Below are 18,305 nucleotides of genomic sequence, written 5' to 3'. Positions count from 1 at the left end.
AAGCCAAGTTTATAATGTAATATCAAATCCAAAAGAATACACCTTTACCTGTGGGTAAAAGTTACCATAGCCTACTGGTGCTTCGACGTCATAACCGTCCCAAAATTTATCTATGCTGAATAAGTTTGAACCATTAACAAATACCCGAAGTTTATTCAGCCCGATGGACTTTAGTAGCTCAGCCTGAAAGGTATAGCCGAGCTGCAAATTTTTCAGGCGAAGATAGGCGGCATTTTTCATCCAAAATTGGGAAGACTGATGGTTGTTGTTCTGTCCGAAAGCCAATCGGGGATATTTCGCTGTAGTATTATCGGGTGTCCATCTATCTTTATTATCCTCACGAATTGTTCCACCAATTGCCCCGGTCGTCGTAAAGGGCTGAATACCGGCCCCGTATAGGTAGCCATCGGCTTTGCCTACACCTTGCAAAAGAAAACTGAGGTCGAAGCCCTTGAAACTAAAATTGGAGTTGAGCGAATAGGTATATCGTGGAATGGTACTACCAATGATAACCTTATCGGACTCATTAATCACTCCGTCATCATTCTGATCACGGTATTTGAGATCACCTGGAGCTAAGGTACCAAACTGTGTGGCATGAGCTTTTACCTCCTCCACTGTTTGGAAATAGCCATCGGAAACATAGCCAAAGATCGAATTAATGGGATAGCCTTCCCGATTAACCGTTAGACCAGTCTGATTGATTCCCCGCATATCCAGCACTTTGTTTTTGACATCAGAGAGGTTGAATGTAAAATTATATTTAAAGTCTTTGGCCGGATCGCTTCGATAGCCCATGGAAAGCTCCCAACCTTTATTCTCGACGACGCCTGCATTTTGATAAGGCTTATTTAAACCAATGATGAGCGGGATATCCAGCTGTAATAATATATCACTGGTTTTTCTATTGTAAAAATCTGCTGTAATAGTCCATCGCTTAAATAAGGTAAGATCAATTCCGATATTTTTCTCTTCGGTAGACTCCCATGTAATATCAGGATTGGACATATCATTTAGCGCTGCCGTATTGACGATGCCATTGCCCAATGTGTAAGAACCTAGGTTTAAAGAGGCCACGGCTGGATAGGTACCGATATTCTGGTTTCCCAGTTTACCCCATGATGCCCTGATTTTTCCCTCTGTAAGCCAGCCCTTGGATGCTGTTAGGAACTGCTCCTCAGAAAAACGCCATCCGGCGGATGCCGATGGAAAAAAACCATAGCGTTTACCTTTGGCAAACCTGGAGGAACCATCGTAGCGTGCATTGAGTTCTAAAAGATAACGATCTTTGAAAATGTAATTGATCCGGGAAAATAAAGATTGTAATGCCCACTCGGAAGCACTTCCTGTCGCTGACTGATTTAATGCCGAACCGGCATTGAGCACTTCATAGTCAGGGAGAACGTAGGTGTCCCTAAACCCCTGGGAGTAATCAATCTTGTAGTCTTCCCTCGAACCACCAATCAATGCTTTCACCTGATGCCGACCAAAATCTTTGTTTAGCGTAAGGGTCGCCCGCATATTATTAAAAAGTTCTTGGCTATTGTATTGCGTAAGTGCTGTCCGCACAGGGACCGAGAAGCTCGGCGTACCATCTGGAAAATAGGATTGCACTGCTTTTCGGAAATTCTTATTTACCTGAGTCGCATATTTAGGTGCATAATTGACCTCGGCGGTCAACCATTCTTTGGGTCTGTAGATCAATGATGCATTGATACTGCCAAATGGACTTTTGTTGGTAGCAACACCACCATCAGCCGCGGCAGAGACGGGATTATTACCATTCCAGCCCAATCCCCAGGTACCATTGGAATTTCTGAAGGATTGATTGGCAGGAATACTGCTCATCCACTGAAAAAGTTCTTCGATGCTCGCTGCCGGTGAGGTGACGATCGGATTGACGTATTGAAAGTCAAATTTAACGGCGAGCTGATCTGAGAATTTAACATCCACGTTGTTGCGGATGGTATAGCGCTTAAACGAACTATTCAGTGTCAAGCCCTTCTGGTCGAAATAACCGACCGAAGTCAGCATTTTTACTTTATTTGTGCCTGCATTGACTGTCAGAAAATGGCTTTGCTGAAATCCATTCCCCTGCAAGGATTCCTTTTGCCAATCAGTATTGGGATACTCGTCCGAGCTGTCGTTGCCCTGATTACGATAAGCGGCAATGATATCTTCTGGATATAATGGACTCGCACCAACATTGGTATACGCCTCATTCGTCAGCAGCATATGATCCAGGGCATTGACGATTTTGGGCATATTAGTCGCAGACTGCCAGCCGAAATAATTATTGTAGGCAATAGCGACTTTATCAGAACTTCCCCTTTTGGTCGTGACCAAGATAACACCATTGGCAGCTCTCGAGCCATAGATCGATGCAGATGCGGCATCTTTTAATATTGAAATATTTTCTATTACATTGGGGTCGATATTATTGATAGAACCTTCGATCCCATCAATCAACACTAACGGTGCTGCGTTGCCAAGTGTACCGATACCGCGAATACGGATATCCGCACCGTCCGCTCCCGGCTTACCGGAACGCTGCGTCACGGTTACTCCAGAGGCCATGCCCTGAAGGGCCGAAGAAGTTTGCCCAGTAGGTCTATTATTCAGATCTTCACCCGATACGGCGGAAACAGCCCCCGTCAAATTGACCTTTTTCTGAACACCGTAACCGACGACAACAACTTCGTCTATCATTCCGGTGTGTGATTTCAGACGGATAAGCACGGTGTTTTTGCTGGTAGCGGTTGCCACAAAATGCTTAACAGAATCGGTATCGTAGCCGAGATGGTGGGCATAGATTGTATAATTTTCGCCAGCAACAAGTGGAGTTAAAACAAACAATCCATTGTTATCGGCCACAAAATGGAATTTTTTACTGCTCTTCTCGTGGACAAGATCAATAGTTGCGCCGGGTAATGTATTCCCTTCATTGTCTACTATTTTACCAGTTACTTTTAGGTTTGATTGCGCAAATCCTACACAAAAGTATGGAAATAGCAATCCCACGAGCATTAATTTGATTAGAATATGCTTCATAATTGTTTACAGTTGGTTATTCTGATTTATATTTTGGTTTATTTTTCCGCGTTGGCTTGATTCTCTCTTACTGTACGTCCTCCTTTCTTCCCGAATTACTGATGTTGACAATACCATTGTTCACTTGGAATGTACAACCGTTCAATTGACAGAAGCTGGTCAAAAAATTGGCTAGCGATTCTTTGCTATTTAAACTTCCTGTAAAGGAACTGTTGAGCAAATCAGGATTATCGCATATAATCGAAACATCATAAAGGCTTTCGATTACTCTTAATAGTTGAACGTTTTTGGTTTGGTTAAATTTGACAGACTGATTGGTCCATTCGACATTGGCGGTGGTTAGATGTGGAATGAGTTTTCTTAACTCCTTATCCACACGAGCAGGCTGAGATTTTGTCAATTCGGGCTCCGAAAACTTAATCATCTGCAGCAGTTTTAAGTTGACCAATACTTCCTCTTTTGGTTTGAGGTATATTAAGTTTCGACTTTCCGCTGCCACTGATCCGACCGAGATCTTGCCCTCCATTAATTTTATCAGTACATGATCGGCATCCTTGGGGTCTACGCTAAATATTGTTCCTAAGGCAGTAGTCAAATATCCGCTGTAATTGACTTGAAAAGGCGCATTTTTGTTTTTGTGCACCTTATAAATAACTCGACCTTGCACCTGCTGTACATCCCGGTGGCCTTGTCCATTATATTCAAATCCGATTTTTGCATGGGGGTAAAGTATAACGGTCGTGCTATCAGGAAGCTGAACATTGATCGTGTAAGCATTTTTATTTTCATACCAGATGACCTGTTCTTTTGTTGAGCTTGAGAAATTTTTCAAAAAGAGAACCGAAAGTACACAGAATAGAACAGCAGCACAAGAAGCCCAGGCCCACGGGCTTATTCTTCGGACTAGCATAGGTTTGGGCGGATCTACGGCATAGATATGATCGAGCACTTTCAGATGAACGATGTTTAAATCTGGTAAGGGAATTTGTTGTAATGCCTGTCCTTCATCCTGATCCAGCATCTGAGCGATCCATAATTCCAGAATTGCAGCATCTATCTCCGCCATTTCGTCAAAAAATGACTCATAATACTGCACATCCAAGCGGTTGTGGATATACGCCAACAATTGATCTTTAAAGGATTGCTCTTTCAAATTTTCTATAATTAGTTCAATACATTGCTGTATTTGTTACTCTATACGTTTGGCAAAGAGAAACACACTATTGCTTTTTTATTTTTTTTATAGCTTAAATAAAAAGGCTGCAAAAAGACTGATTATATACTCGTCTCGGTAATTTTTTTGAATATATTCTTTGATATCTTTGAGTGCGCTCACGAGTTGATTACTCACTGTAGAGACTGAAATCCCCAATAAATCGGCAATTTCCTTATAACTTTTGTCTTCAAATTTATTGAGCAACAGAATCTCCTTTCGTTTGGGGCTCAGGGAGTCAATTGCATTGGTTAACATCTGTTGTTTATCTTTGAAAAACAGTTTTTCTTCGGTATGATAATAGAGTTCTATTGCTGAAGCCCAAATTTCCAACTGAAGGGCCTTGTCTCTCTGCACTTTTCGAAAAAAATCCATGGCCAAATTATCCGAAATATGATTGAGAAATGAGACAAATCCTTTATTAGGGTCAATTTTTTCACGTTTGAGCCATATTTTGGTAAATACTTCCTGTAGGATTTCTTCTGCAATAGTTTGATTTTTCACCAATTTAATCAATCTAATATAGATCTTCGGCGAATAATGGAAATAAATTTCATTAAACGAATTTAAGTCTCCATTTTTAAGTTTTTCCAGGGTAGCAGCTTCTTTAGGAGATTTCATTTGGCAAATTCTTATAATTGGTACGAACGACGAAATTAATATAGTGATAAATTTACTAAATCAAAATCATTGGTACCCCAAATAAAATTTTATAGTCCCTTCGGATTATTTATTATGAAGTGAATTTGTAGGCATTATGATCATTTTAATTATGTAATTTCCCTTTTAGTACTAAATAAATTTAAAACCTGTATTTTGGAATTGCAACAAAGATGCTAAAAACTATTTATTTTTATTCATTCAACTTTGACCTTTAGCATGAATTCGTGAATAGAAGTCGCTATCTTTCCAATTCTATCAATCTCTGTATCAATTTTTTTGCGTGCAGTCTTGCATTGGCTCTTATTTCTTCCTCAGTATAGCCCGCAGCTAGCGAAGTACCATGAAAATAAATCGGCTCAATGTAATTCATTTGGGTATGGTAAGCTGTCTGCTCAAGGTGTTTACAAAATTCATACACACGAAAATGCTGAAAGCCTAAAGCGGTGTAACTTCTTTCTGATGAACCTACTGTAAAACTCGGTATAAAGTTTTTATCCTTTAGTTTATCTCCTTTTGAACCATAAGCAAATTGATACTCAAATACCCTATCAAACCAGTGCTTTAAAATGGCCGGCATATTGTACCAATAAAACGGGTATTGAAAAATAATGTTCCTATGGCGTAAAAGAGCTTTCTGTTCTTCTCTTACATCAATATCATAATCAGGATATAATGCATAGATATCCCTGATTTCAATATTCATGTTGTTGCTCTTTAGCTCTTCAATAATCGTTTTGTTAGCAAAAGATTTATCATAATTGGGGTGTGCTAAAATTACTAATGACATACTATAATTATTTTAGTAACAAAACTATTTTAAGTAAATTGCATTTGCAATAACTATCAAGATGGATAGGTCGAAATAAATGTAGCATGAAAACAGAATGTACCGGCGATTACGTGACACTTAAAGGGAAAAGTTACCCTTGTACGGTTAGTCTGACAATGGATTTGATGGGTGGAAAATGGAAAGCCGTTATCCTGTATCATTTAAAAGATGTACCAAAAAGGTATAATGAGCTTCGGAAAGAAATGCCTGCAATTACGGAAATGACATTGAGTTTGCAATTAAAGAAATTGGAAAAAGATGGTTTAGTCACGAAGAGGTCATATGGCGATAAGCCTCCTATAATGACAATTTACAGCCTATCCGATTTAGGAAAAAGTCTTCTTCCAGTTCTGGAAGCCATCACGAAATGGGGTAATGAAGTAGTAAGTGAAAATGGTGAGTTTATAAAAGTCTCATAACAACTATACTTTTGCATCGCCCGTATTTACTATCACACTAAGATTCGGCTGTAAATCTATTTTTCGAGAATGATTACCATCAGAACTTACAGCTTGTTTTTGTAACATTAATTTCGCTATACATCTAGTTCTCTACGGTTAGGCAGCTTCATAAGATCAGTTTACTATAAAGCGCTGGAGATCATGTGATATTGGCCATGTTGACATTTCTCCATCGTACCCGATAGCAATGCTAAAGTGCTAATGCTATAATCCCTTTTTACCCTCTAGCCAATAGCCATGTAAATAAATGTTACCATTTGATTTCTCTTTAATGATTTTTCGAAACGTTTGAGCCGACTTTACGTTCCCGGTCAACACAAAACTGGCTTCGTGCCAATCCGAGCAATTAATTATCGGTGTTCCGCTTAGCCAGTCCTCTTTACTGAACAAAAAGTTTTTGGGAAATATAAGGCAGTTTTCCAAACCCAATAATTTTGGAACTTCTTTGTTCTCTTCGTCTAATTCAAAAATGAACAGAAATTGTCGTTTATTCTCCTTTAAAACCGGAAGAAAAGAAACAGCAAGTGCTAATGAAGTTTCATCGCCAAAAATCACAAACCTTCGCGCTGTTTTATCATAATACCTACTTATCGCTCTCGGCTTATACATAACTATTTTGTCGCCCACCTTTACGTTCGCCATAAAACTACTTCCGCAACCTTTACCATTCAAATAAATGATGAATTCAAACAAACCCTTTTCAATCTCTGAATAAGAAACCGAATATCTTCGCGCTTCTGTATCGTTCACCCTAAAGTCGATAAAGGAGCCGACCGCGAATTGTATGTCTTTTAAATCACCTTTAAAACAAATCTTCTTAACAGATTTTGATAAAAAGACCGTTTCAACAACTTCGATCAAGGGTAGCTTGGGCGTTAAGAACTCTAAAGTATCAAATAACCATTTTGGTGCACTTGGCATAATATTACATTTTGTTTAAGCAAAGTACACGAGATTCGATCGTATAAAAAAGAACAGAAGAGAGTAAGTATTGGATTAATCGTGGTTTTTTCTACGAAATGTCAAAGCGGTAACTCCTGCAACTTTGGTAAATAGTCGCGAAAAATAAGGATAATCATCGTAGCCTAATTCAATTGCAACCTCCTTTACGGATCTATCTGAGTGATAAAGCAGGCGCTTAGCCTCTAAAATAATTCGTTGTTGTATCTGATATGAAACGGATACACCTGTTGCGTTCTTCACGCACTCATTCAGATAAGCAACGGAGATGTTTAATGCTGCGGCATAGTCTGCGGGACGTTTCATGCTCACAAAATTTTGCTCAAGTAAACCCGTGAATGCCTTATGAACTATTTCAAAACGCGAAAGTTTCTCTGCGTCTTTTGTTTGTTTGAGAAATTGCGACATAAATAGGCCAACTAAGGTATTGCAACTGTCTCTTACCTGGCGATCGTATAGTTTGTCATCTCTTCGATCGAATAGCTTTTTACATAAAGAAAAAGCTTCTCGTATAATTGCTAAATCTGTCTTTGAGGATAAAGTTAATGGCTCGACAGGTGTATTCATCTGCAATATTTTCAAATAATCCGCATGTAAGTTTTCATTGGACATGGTCATTATAAAACCGCTTAACTGTTTAACTTTCAAAGCCCTGTGTACCTGATTTGGCGATTGATAGATAATAGTAGGCCGATCTATGAAATATTGCTTAAAATCAATTTCGGTATGCGAGATGCCACTTTCCTGCAATACGAAAAGGTGATAATCGTGTCGATGTGCATAATTGAATTCTTTACTTCCTGGAATTTCCGACTCCATATTAATGACAGCTATGCCATTACCGTAATCTCGACCCCAGGTTCTAATAGGAATAGATACCGTCCGTTTGCGCATAGATTTTAAACTATTATTAAATACAAATGTAACAATAAATGCCTACAACGAAATCAACTGCCATAGTTATTGACGGCAATAGATAGGATAATCTCGAGTCTTATAAAATTAATGTAAACATACCTAAAGCGTAAAAAAAGATATAACAACAGCTAACAGTCTTTGTTTCTAATTATCAAAATACAAATATTGACCTTACAACTCGACTAACTAAACTACAGACAACCCTATATTGCATCGCAGTATTAACCATGTAAGCAACTGGCCCGGGATAGTCCAAAAATAATTTTAAATAGTGGTGAACCAATTTCTCTTGGCCGTGTTCTAATCAGCATGGTGACGTCGCCAGCATATATACATTCAATATATTATGAAAATAGCAGTGCTTGCTCATTTAAAACATCCCATCCGCAAACCATTTATGGGCGGACTGGAAGCCTTTACATACGAAGTAACTAAACTTTTACTGCAAAGGGGGCATGAGGTTACCTTGTTTGCGAGTGAGCATTCGGATCCTAATCTAAATGTACATTCTATCCTTAGCGATGTTGATTATGATATGGAAACATTGAGCAGATTTCGCTCTCACGAGTTAAGTGAGGATTTTATCTCTACGCATCACGCTTATCTGGAACTGATGCAGGAGATAGACCAATATGATTTTGATGTGGTGTTTAACAATAGCCTAAATTATGTACCGATTACAATGGCAACCCTTATGCAAACACCAATGGTAACCGTATTGCATACTCCTCCTATCTTTGAGATGAAAAGGGCTATTTTGGCAGCAAATCGCTACAAAAAAATAACGTATGTCTCTGTGTCGGAAACAAATGCTTCTTCGTGGGAGCCTTATATCACCGAATGCAAGGTTATACAAAATGGTATCAATCTGGACAAATGGATATTTACAGCTAAAAATGCCGGAAATTATGTCTTATGGTTCGGTAGAATTCATCCGGATAAAGGAACCCATTTTGCAATCGCAGCAGCAAAATTGGCCGGAAGGCCTATCAAAATAGCGGGTTCAGTTGCCGACAAGCACTATTTTGAAACTTTTGTTAAGCCGCTTCTGGATGAAAGCGCTGAGTGGGTAGAGCACTGTACACACGAAGAACTTAATGAACTTATTGGGAATGCAGCAGTAAGTGTTATTACGCCTTGTTGGGAAGAACCTTTCGGTTTGGTTGTCGCCGAAAGCTTAGCTTGCGGAACACCAGTTGCGGGTTTCGCGAGAGGAGCACTGCCAAAGATTGTAAATAACGAAACGGGATGTCTTACCGCATCGTGCTCGGTGGTTGAATTGGCAAAATGCATAAACGATGCGGCGCAGCTTAGTAGAAAAGCTTGTCGAGCACATGCTGAGTCAGCTTTGGATATTAAAGAAATGGTATCCTCCTATGAAAATGTATTTGCCCAAGTCATCGAAAATTGCGAAAGTAAGTATGCCCTATAAGTACGCTTTTTATATCCATCACCACGGGGCGGGTCATTTGACGAGAGCCTTAGCCATAGCAGAGCAACTTCCCCATAACGAAGTGGTATTTTTTGGTAGTTCATTGGCAACTTATAAAGATCTATTACCGGAAGATATCTTAACAATCGAATTGCCATTTGACACGCCTACTGATAGCGATCAGGATTGGGCAAGTAGTGAGTTGAATTTTTTACATTATGCCCCTCTTAATGTGAAGGGAATAGTGGAGAGAAACGATCGTATAATAAATTTTTTCGGAAAAAATAACCGTTGCCTACTTATTGTTGATGTGTCTGTCGAGATCGCATTACTAGCCCGTCTCTGTGGGATACCAACCGTAGTGGTGAGGCAGCACGGTGACCGGTCTGATACTCCGCACCTACTGGCCTATGAAAGCGCATCTCTTCTGCTGGCACCCTACGCAAAATTAATGGCGCAGCCTATCGAAAAGGAGTTTATACAAAAGACATTTTATTCAGGTGGGTTCTCCAAATATAGCGGAATGTCAATTGAAGAGCATTCGAGTTCGGAAGATCAGATAGCTATTTTCTTTGGCCAGGGTGGCACATGTTTTGACCTGCCGCTTATTGCTCAAATTAGGAGGGATCTACCGCAAACATTCAATTTACATATACTTGGTACCATACAAAATTATCAGGCTATTGATGGAGTCAGTTATTATGGCAATTCAAAGAATGCATACCCTATACTTAAAAATTGCGGGATCGTAATTAGCAATGCGGGGCATAACTGCATAATGGAATTGGGTGATTTAAGGAAAAAGATTATTTGTATACCTGCAGAAAGGCCTTTTGAAGAACAAAAAATAAAGGCCAAAATATTGGAAAATGCAGGAGTAGCCAAGGTGGTAGAAGAGAAAGATTTACATCAGGCAAACTGGTTACATATCATTGAAAAGACAAAAAAATTGAAGATCGAAGGCTGGGAAAAATTGATGAACCCAAAAGCGACTTCTGAAATTGCAACACAGCTTAAGAAACTGCACTCACAATTATTTAAAACATTATCGAATTAGAAATATGTGCTCCACTGCTCCGGTCTCCGTATTGACAATTGTACATAAACGCCATCATGCGCTGATAAACCTGCTTAACGGACTCGCTAAAAATTCTATCTTACCGGCAGAAATAGTGATCGTGTTTATCAATGAACGTGCATACCCATTTGAAGATGATGAATATCCCTTTAGAATAAACACCGTAGAAATGGAAACAGAAGGGGATCTAAATTTGGGCGAAGCAAGGAATATGGCCATAAAAAGTTCTAGCTCTTCCTTTAATATCTTCTTAGACGTAGACTGCATTCCTGCGCAAAATTTAATCGAACAGTATCTGCCCTACTCGAATAAAAAGAATGCTTTACTAAGCGGTAGGGTTAGGTATTTAAAAAAAGGCTTTGCAGATAAACCTGACTGGATGTCGCAATTAATGGAAAACAGTAGGGCCGACCCTGTCAGGAAAGAGTTAAATCAATTTAGTTACGAACTATTCTGGTCACTCAATTTTGGGTGTAGCAAAGATACTTTCAATAAAATTGGTGGATTCGATCAAAACTATATTGGATATGGCGCTGAAGATACAGATTTTGGCTTCAGCGCAAGGAAAAATAGTATAGCTCATATTACAATCGATGCATTGGCGTATCACCAGTATCACCCAAGTTATAGTCCACCTTTAAACCACTTTAAATCCATTGTCAACAACGCTACTCAATTTTTTCAAAAGTGGGGAGTCTGGCCCATGATGGGATGGCTAAATAAATTTAGTGAAAGCGGCCTTATAATTTTTAAAGATAATGAGATTATCATTATTCGTGAACCATCAAATCAAGAAATTGTGGCCAGTCTAACGGAATAGAAACTATTTAAACATACGAAGTAATTTAATAAGCCCATTTTCGCTGTGTAATATTTCAGTATTTTTCAACGTATCACTAATTACCAATGAAACTCTTTCTTGTATTTTTTTTCATAATGTGCAATGGCAGTTTGAATGTCGGGAAAGCCATCGTTTGTTAAATTTTCTGCTAATTCAAAAGCGTCTTGCATTGCTTGGTTTACTCCCTCACCGGCGTATGGTGGCATACGATGCGCCGCATCGCCAAGCAATGTCAAGTTAGGTAATGTCATCCAAGTTTGGTCTAATGGAAAATGGTATTGTGGACGTGGGATACACCAAATTTCATCACTTGAAAAAAGTTCCTGCCTTTGCTTACCCCATGGCGAGAAAGCGATTTTAAACCACTCGAAAACCTGTTGTTTATCGTTAAAGTCAATACCGCAGTCCTGCACCCAATTTTCAGACACTTTACAACCGGTATAAAATGATAAACTTTCCTCTCCCTTTGCACTTAAAATAATGGATTGTTCAATTCTAAATGCAAAGACTTTCAACAAATTCCGTTAATGGGCTGTTAGGTTTTACTACTCAATATTGTAATTCATTTTTCATAGTTACATTCAGTTGATACGTTAACTTTCCTTCCTAATTTTGCCACCACACATGAAGTTGTTAAAGATAACAAAACAGATACGTATTGATTAATAAGATATAATCGCGTTTTGGAATAAGATAATGTCTCAAATTAAATTGTATTTAAATATTCATTTAAAGACAACTCCGTTTCGATCTGCAATTTTTTGCGTAGTCTATACCGATGAATTTCTACTCCCCTAACGGTAATATTCTGCAGCTGAGCGATCTGTTTGGATGTAAAATGCAATTTTAAATACGCGCATACTTTGAGATCATTTCGAGATAATGTTGGATGCTTTGCCTTCAAATTGTTTAAAAATCCGTCGTTAAGTTCATCAAAATGACTCGCGAATTGGTTCCAGTTTGCACTATTCTTTTCAATATCCTTCAATAACATGTTAATACGTTTCAAATTAGCGTCTTCGTGATCGCCAGTATCAAGCTTTGCGAGTTCATCCTTAACTTTAATTAATGCACCCGAATTTTCAAGCAACTGCATGCTAGTACTCGCTAGTTCTTTTGTTTTGGACATCACTTCATGTGCTAATTTCTCGTTATTCAACTTCATGATTTCTTTCTCATTTTTCTCAATTTCCAGCTGATGGATATAACGGAGTTGCGCCAACTGTTGCTCATGTTTCAGCTGCTGTTTGTGTCTCTCTATTTTACGCAAATGAATCAAGGCAAACACAGCGAGTATAGCCAATAGAAAATAAGCAATTTTGGCTAATAGGGTCTTATACCATGGGGGTAAAACGATAAATCGGTATTCGGCCACATCGGATTGCTGGTTTAAATTATTCTTTACTTTCAGAAGAAACGTGTACTGTCCATCCGGCAGATTGGTATAGGCCTTTTCAGACTGGGGGTTCCATGAAGACCATTCGTCATCATAACCCAATAATTTATAACTGAATTCAAGATGCTGATTTATCCCATAACTTGGTGAGGAAAAGCTAAATCGGAAAGAGTTAAAAATGGAAGGTAACCTTAGGACGTTGCCTTTATTAGCATTGAGTGGATCCTCTTTTGACTCAAAGGCATTTGAAAGAAAACCTGCATAAATAAGACTATCCCTTTTTCCTGTTGCAATAATTTGAGATAACATGGCTACAGGCCTTACACTATGTTTCAAATACTTATCATAATTGATATGAATTGCCCCTTTCTCTGCTCCTATATAGATATTGTATTGGTCAATAGTATAAATATGTTCAAATCCTGTGGTGTTCATCCCTTCTATCTCAGGAAAATTAATAAGATGATAGGTTCCAAGCTTGGAATCAAATCGCCCTACCCCAACCATTTTCCTTGTACAAAACCAGATATTTCCTTGCTGGTCATCTTTTAGATAACGTATGGTCAAGTCTTTAAAGGCTGCGAACTGTTCTGCAGGCAAAAAACGATTTATCTTATAATCATAGCGATAAAGCCCTTTCTCCGTCGCAAAGACAATCTGATTTTTTATTTTAAATACGTAATTCTGATAATCGGCAGGTAGCCCATCTTTATGATTGCAGAGTTTGGCCTGATACGATTTCTTATCGTCCGACAGCGTAATCCGGTAAATACCCCGATATGGGTGAGATGCCCAGATAGTCCCTTTGTCATCTTGTTCGAGAAATCGGAAAGAATCAGAAGGTCCATCTAGCGGGCCTTTTATCGAGAATAAGCCTTGATTAAAATCAAGCAACTCGAGGCCATTATAGGTCCCTATTAAACTTTCCTTTACCGGATAAACCATACTAAGGGGAAGCAACTTCCAAGTTCCTATCCCCTGCCGAACTGGCTTGAGGGAATGATCCGTAATCTGGAATAAACCTTTGTTGTGTCCAAGTAGTAATTGACCATTAAGTTGTTCAAGGCGCCATGCTTCGCCACCATCGCTACCCGGAAGGAGGAAAAAAAAAGCTGGTGAACGGCTTTGATCGGTCAATCCTTCTTTTATTCTAGCATAATAAACTCCGTTCGAGGAGGAAAGATAAAGTTTATTATTGAAGAGGAGTGTAGAATATCCCGTCACATCATTCTCCATATTGGGCCGAAGATAGCGAATGGCACTTCCATAGCTGATCACAGAGATGACATTGTCTGTACCCACCCATATATTCTTCTGTCTGTCCACAAAGACGGAAGTTACATTTCTATTTTGCAAGCCTTCCCTGACACCGATATTTTGAATTGTTTTGCCATTTAGGCTACGGATCTGGCAACCTTCTTTGGCATTACCGACAACGAAGGTTGAGTCATCTATTTTCCCTATAGACGGTGTATAGCTGCCGTCGCCACCCTGCGTACGTAGTATTGTCAGTTTCCGGTTCTGTAAGCTGTAAGTTTCGTTATTTAAAGTAGACAGCCACAAACGGCCTTTGCCAAGGGAGAGCATGGATGCGATCTTCACATCTTTAAAGGGTAAGTCTTTTACGTAGGGATTCCATTTATTGTCGCGAAACTCCAACAAACCATTGCTTTTATCCTGTGCATAAAGTATGCCGTCCGACTGCCCCATATAATACCACTCATCCGCCGCTGGATGTACTCGAATCTTTTGTCCCTTCAATTCAAATATCGCATTGGTACCGCGAAAAAAAACAGATTGCCCGACGCCAACCGTATTCCAGATATCTGCAAAATTCCGATATCCTTCTGGAACAAGATCGTGTAAGGAATGATAAACAAGGCCAAATTGCGGCGAACGCTCAAAATAGCCAAAATCACCCTGTCCGCCAACATAAATTCGATCTTCATCATCAATCCAGATAGAACGGATGTTGGTATGATTGGGGAGGGAAAATGTTTTCCAATATCGTCCATCAAAGGTCAGTAGCCCTTCACTGTTACCAAAGTACATGATGCCCTGGCTATCTTGTTTTATATCCCAAGTGCGACTTCCCCCTTGATAGACCGATTTACCATAGTTATAAACCAAAGGTAAGCCAAGTAACTCCTGCGCGGATAGCCTTTTTGAAAAAACAGAAAACAATATAAAAAACAGAATGGCAAAACACCTCATAATAATTCCTTTCAATTGGCTGACGTAAACTTGACGTACCCCAAATATATTGAATTGCCGCCGAAAAAACCAACATGATGTAGTGTTGTTGTACCCCTAAAATTCGACAATAAGCTGCTTAAGCCTAATTTTGATTCTTGATAATTATAAACAATTCCTAAATTTCAATTCATTACACATGAAAAATAATATCAGTATTATTGCCAGTACTGTACTGTTCTCTTGCCTATCCACTATAGTAAGTGCGCAGACTAAAACAGTGACTGGACGGATTACAAACGAAAAAGGTGCTCCTATCTCGGCAAGCATTACTGTGCAAGGAAATGCAAAGATTGGGACAAGCAGCAATGAAAACGGGGAATTTTCACTCGCTATTCCTACAAACGTCAAATACCTTATCATCTCATCATTAGGATATGAGGCGAAGACAGTACCCATAAATGGAGATATCTTAACGATTCAGCTCATGCAAAACAACAGTGACTTCAATCTAGATGAAGTGGTAGTTGTAGGCTACGGTACGCAACGAAAGGGCGACCTCACAGCGCCCATAGGAACAGTAAATATGGAAGAAATGGCCAAACGTACTGTTTCCAACCCAATGGATGCAATACAAGGCGCTGTTGCTGGTGTGCAAATCGTAAGTTCGGGCGCGCCCGGATCTTCGCCCGCTGTTCGTGTACGTGGCGTTGGCTCTTTTAATAATGAAAGTCCTCTATATGTGGTGGATGGCATGTTCATGGACAATATTGATTTCCTCAATCCTAATGATATTGCCGACATTTCGGTTTTAAAGGATGCTTCTGGCGCAGCAATCTATGGAGTACGTGCCGCAAATGGTGTCATTTTGGTGACCACCAAAAAAGGAAGTTTAAATATGAAAGGGAAAGTTACATATAATGGCTTCGCTGGTTTCCAAGCCCCAACACATGTTTTGAAAATGGCTAATGCAAAGCAATATGCGGAATATGCAACAGCCATTGGAAATGAGGCCTTCGTAAAAAGTTCGGTGGAAAAATATGGTGGGACAACGACCAACCCGGCGATGGATACCGATTGGTTCAAAGAGCTCTTGCGCTCCAAGGCTCTGATCACCAATCATAACCTGGATATTATGGGTGGATCTGATAAAATTACCTATTCCATGGGGCTCAATTATGTCAAACAGGATGGCATCATGGATGCCAGCAATATGAATCAAAAATACAATATCCGCTTACAAACTGATGCCAAAGTAACAGATTGGCTGAAAGCGGGTTTTAGCGCACACATCAATAACTTTAAAACCTACTCGCCTAATAATGCTGCTTTTAGACAAGCCTATTTCGCATCGCCACTCTACCCTGTTTATGACCAATCATTGGAACTGTCCAAACCGGAAAAATTTGGATCAAGTACCGCCATCGGTATGCAATCGGGATTTTGGTATAACAATCCGGTAGCTACAGCTTTTTATAATACGAATCAGACAAAGGGGTTCCAGATTCTTCCGACGATTTATCTCGAGGCAACATTATGGAAGGACAAGATCACTGTTCGTTCGCAGCTGAGCCAGAGGTATCAGTCCACACATAATATAAACTATAATCCTGTTTACTACATTGACAATGATCAGCGCAATGACCGCTCCTTTTTACGTTCAGCGCAAGCACGCAACACCAATTATATTTTGGACAATCTCCTAACGTATAAAGATCAGGCGGGTAAACATCACTGGTCATTTTTGCTCGGACAATCATCACGTGAGGAACGCTGGCGGGAAACTTGGGTACAAGCCAATGATGTGCCAGAATCGGAGGAGTTTTGGTATGTTGGTGTGGATGCGCAAGGTACGGGTTCCGCCACAGGATATGGAGAGAAGGGATTCCGAAATGCCGGAATATCCTATTTTACCAGAGGCACCTACGATTATGACAACAAATATTTGCTAACAGCAACATTCCGTGCAGACGGCAGCTCAAAATACCAAACGAAATGGGGTTATTTTCCGTCAGTGGGCCTAGGCTGGGTATTGACCGAGGAGAAGTTTATGGAAAATCAAAAACTTTTCAACCAGCTTAAATTGCGTGGAAGCTGGGGTAAATTGGGGAACGATGGTATTCAGCCTAATGCAGGCTATGCTACAGTGTACTCAGGCAATAACTACTCAGGGATATTTGGAAGCGAAGGAACTACCAATGGAACGCGCGTACCTGGATATCGCGTCGGCCGTTTTTTCACCCAAGTGCGCTGGGAAGTTGTGGAAGAATGGGATGGCGGACTTGACTTTGCCTTGCTGAATAATCGTTTGACCGGCGCGGTAGATTATTATCACCGCACTACACATGACCTTGCTTTTAGCCGACCTATCCCCTTTTCGTGGGATCGCGTATATGGCAATTGGGGAAGTGTAACAAACAGTGGTTGGGAAATTGGTCTGCAATGGAAAGACAAAATTGGCGAATTGAGCTATGCGATTGGCGGAAACCTGACTACCCTAAAAAACAGCGTTACGAATCTCGGTGGACTAGAAAGCATAATGAATGGTTATCCAGAATGGTCTGCTGAATTCCCCGCACGTATAGAACTGAATCAACCCATAAACTTTTTCTACGGTTATGAAGTAGCTGGTGTCTATCAAAATCAAGCCGAGATTGATGCAGATCCCATAGCAAAAAGATACAATCAACAGAATCCAAACACACCTATTTTACCTGGATATCTTCAATATAGGGATCAGAACAATAATGGCGAGCTTGATGAAAAAGATCGGGTAAACCTCGGCAATTATCTTCCTACGATAGCCTACGGATTTAACCTCGCGTTTGATTATAAAAAATTTGATCTAAGTATTGCCTTTCAAGGCGTATCCGGCAACAAGATACATAATCTTAACCGTGCAATGCGCCGAAAATACAATCAGATGAATGTTGATGCCGCATTCGTCGAAAACCTCTGGACTGCAGAAGGAAGCAGTAATACGCACCCATCTGCCAAAGGATCCGTTGCCCCTTGGAATCTTCAGGCAAGTTCATTTTTTGTGGAAAGTGGAGCATACCTACGGATACAAAATATACAATTGGGTTATAATTTTGAACTCAATAAAATACCCGCGCGTGTGTTCGCAACTGCCGACCGCCCTTTTATATTTACAAAATACAATGGTTTTACACCCGAAATAGCTGGAATGGGATTCGATGCCAATGTGTATCCGATTGCTTCTTCCTACAGCCTGGGGGTCAAAGTATCATTCTAATTATTAACCTTTTA

General features: G+C 39.8%; 13 protein-coding genes. 5 read left to right on the top strand and 8 right to left on the bottom strand.

Translation table 11 applies throughout. The features are described from left to right. Window positions 1–9: 9 nt before the first annotated feature. From B2107_RS21785 to B2107_RS21770, 4 genes are all read right to left on the bottom strand, one after another. Window positions 10–3,051 (bottom strand): SusC/RagA family TonB-linked outer membrane protein, encoded by a 3,042-nt coding sequence (locus B2107_RS21785; RefSeq protein ID WP_293957891.1) that lies wholly within the window; start codon window positions 3,049–3,051, stop codon window positions 10–12. A gap of 67 nt (window positions 3,052–3,118) precedes the next feature. Next, window positions 3,119–4,204 (bottom strand): FecR family protein, encoded by a 1,086-nt coding sequence (locus tag B2107_RS21780; protein ID WP_293957888.1) that lies wholly within the window; start codon window positions 4,202–4,204, stop codon window positions 3,119–3,121. Window positions 4,205–4,291: 87 nt separating this feature from the next. Continuing rightward, window positions 4,292–4,885, bottom strand: coding sequence for an RNA polymerase sigma factor (locus tag B2107_RS21775; RefSeq protein ID WP_293957886.1), 594 nt, complete (start codon window positions 4,883–4,885; stop codon window positions 4,292–4,294). Window positions 4,886–5,165: 280 nt separating this feature from the next. Further along, window positions 5,166–5,714 carry an NAD(P)H-dependent oxidoreductase gene (locus B2107_RS21770; protein ID WP_293957884.1) on the bottom strand — a complete coding sequence of 183 codons (549 nt, stop codon included), beginning with the start codon at window positions 5,712–5,714 and terminating at the stop codon, window positions 5,166–5,168. 86 nt (window positions 5,715–5,800) lie between these two features. On the opposite strand from B2107_RS21770, the gene B2107_RS21765 reads away from it, so the two are divergent. Beyond that, window positions 5,801–6,175 carry a winged helix-turn-helix transcriptional regulator gene (locus tag B2107_RS21765; protein ID WP_293957882.1) on the top strand — a complete coding sequence of 125 codons (375 nt, stop codon included), beginning with the start codon at window positions 5,801–5,803 and terminating at the stop codon, window positions 6,173–6,175. Window positions 6,176–6,421: 246 nt separating this feature from the next. On the opposite strand, the gene B2107_RS21760 is transcribed toward B2107_RS21765, so the two are convergent. Further along, window positions 6,422–7,138 (bottom strand): FAD-binding oxidoreductase, encoded by a 717-nt coding sequence (locus B2107_RS21760; protein WP_293957879.1) that lies wholly within the window; start codon window positions 7,136–7,138, stop codon window positions 6,422–6,424. 75 nt (window positions 7,139–7,213) lie between these two features. Then, on the bottom strand, window positions 7,214–8,071 hold the full coding sequence (locus tag B2107_RS21755) for a helix-turn-helix domain-containing protein (RefSeq protein WP_293957877.1): 858 nt from the start codon (window positions 8,069–8,071) through the stop codon (window positions 7,214–7,216). Between the two features lie 370 nt (window positions 8,072–8,441). Between B2107_RS21755 and B2107_RS21750 the strand changes: the two genes are divergently transcribed. The 3 genes from B2107_RS21750 to B2107_RS21740 are packed head-to-tail and all read left to right on the top strand — an operon-like array spanning window position 8,442 to window position 11,425. Further along, complete coding sequence (locus B2107_RS21750; protein ID WP_293957875.1) at window positions 8,442–9,527, top strand: glycosyltransferase family 4 protein; 1,086 nt, start codon at window positions 8,442–8,444, stop codon at window positions 9,525–9,527. Then, window positions 9,472–10,584, top strand: a complete 1,113-nt coding sequence (locus B2107_RS21745) for a glycosyltransferase (RefSeq protein WP_293957873.1) — start codon at window positions 9,472–9,474, stop codon at window positions 10,582–10,584. The genes B2107_RS21750 and B2107_RS21745 overlap by 56 nt, the downstream gene beginning before the upstream one ends. Window positions 10,585–10,588: 4 nt before the next feature. Beyond that, on the top strand, window positions 10,589–11,425 hold the full coding sequence (locus tag B2107_RS21740) for a glycosyltransferase family 2 protein (RefSeq protein WP_293957870.1): 837 nt from the start codon (window positions 10,589–10,591) through the stop codon (window positions 11,423–11,425). Window positions 11,426–11,505: 80 nt separating this feature from the next. Here B2107_RS21740 and B2107_RS21735 read toward each other — a convergent pair whose 3' ends face one another. After that, the gene (locus tag B2107_RS21735) at window positions 11,506–11,961 is read right to left on the bottom strand and encodes an FAD-dependent oxidoreductase (protein WP_293957868.1); all 456 of its coding nucleotides are present in this window, start codon (window positions 11,959–11,961) and stop codon (window positions 11,506–11,508) included. A 191-nt stretch (window positions 11,962–12,152) separates the two neighbouring features. Further along, window positions 12,153–15,056, bottom strand: coding sequence for a two-component regulator propeller domain-containing protein (locus B2107_RS21730; protein WP_293957866.1), 2,904 nt, complete (start codon window positions 15,054–15,056; stop codon window positions 12,153–12,155). A gap of 178 nt (window positions 15,057–15,234) precedes the next feature. Here B2107_RS21730 and B2107_RS21725 point away from each other — a divergent pair, with 178 nt between their 5' ends. Continuing rightward, on the top strand, window positions 15,235–18,291 hold the full coding sequence (locus B2107_RS21725; protein ID WP_293957864.1) for a SusC/RagA family TonB-linked outer membrane protein: 3,057 nt from the start codon (window positions 15,235–15,237) through the stop codon (window positions 18,289–18,291). Window positions 18,292–18,305 lie beyond the last annotated feature (14 nt).

This window comes from Sphingobacterium sp. UBA7855 (assembly GCA_002500745.1).
In the GTDB taxonomy this organism is placed as follows: domain Bacteria; phylum Bacteroidota; class Bacteroidia; order Sphingobacteriales; family Sphingobacteriaceae; genus Sphingobacterium.
Note: the sequence above shows the minus strand (reverse complement) of the source record. Positions and strands in the feature narration are given on the sequence as shown.

Coding starts and splice junctions, on each gene's coding strand:
- B2107_RS21725 (WP_293957864.1), top strand. CDS start 15,235: ATGAAAAATAATATCAGTATTATTGCCAGTACTGTACTGTTCTCTTGC.
- B2107_RS21740 (WP_293957870.1), top strand. CDS start 10,589: ATGTGCTCCACTGCTCCGGTCTCCGTATTGACAATTGTACATAAACGC.
- B2107_RS21730 (WP_293957866.1), bottom strand. CDS start 15,056: ATGAGGTGTTTTGCCATTCTGTTTTTTATATTGTTTTCTGTTTTTTCA.
- B2107_RS21755 (WP_293957877.1), bottom strand. CDS start 8,071: ATGCGCAAACGGACGGTATCTATTCCTATTAGAACCTGGGGTCGAGAT.
- B2107_RS21765 (WP_293957882.1), top strand. CDS start 5,801: ATGAAAACAGAATGTACCGGCGATTACGTGACACTTAAAGGGAAAAGT.
- B2107_RS21750 (WP_293957875.1), top strand. CDS start 8,442: ATGAAAATAGCAGTGCTTGCTCATTTAAAACATCCCATCCGCAAACCA.
- B2107_RS21745 (WP_293957873.1), top strand. CDS start 9,472: ATGAAAATGTATTTGCCCAAGTCATCGAAAATTGCGAAAGTAAGTATG.
- B2107_RS21770 (WP_293957884.1), bottom strand. CDS start 5,714: ATGTCATTAGTAATTTTAGCACACCCCAATTATGATAAATCTTTTGCT.
- B2107_RS21760 (WP_293957879.1), bottom strand. CDS start 7,138: ATGCCAAGTGCACCAAAATGGTTATTTGATACTTTAGAGTTCTTAACG.
- B2107_RS21785 (WP_293957891.1), bottom strand. CDS start 3,051: ATGAAGCATATTCTAATCAAATTAATGCTCGTGGGATTGCTATTTCCA.
- B2107_RS21775 (WP_293957886.1), bottom strand. CDS start 4,885: ATGAAATCTCCTAAAGAAGCTGCTACCCTGGAAAAACTTAAAAATGGA.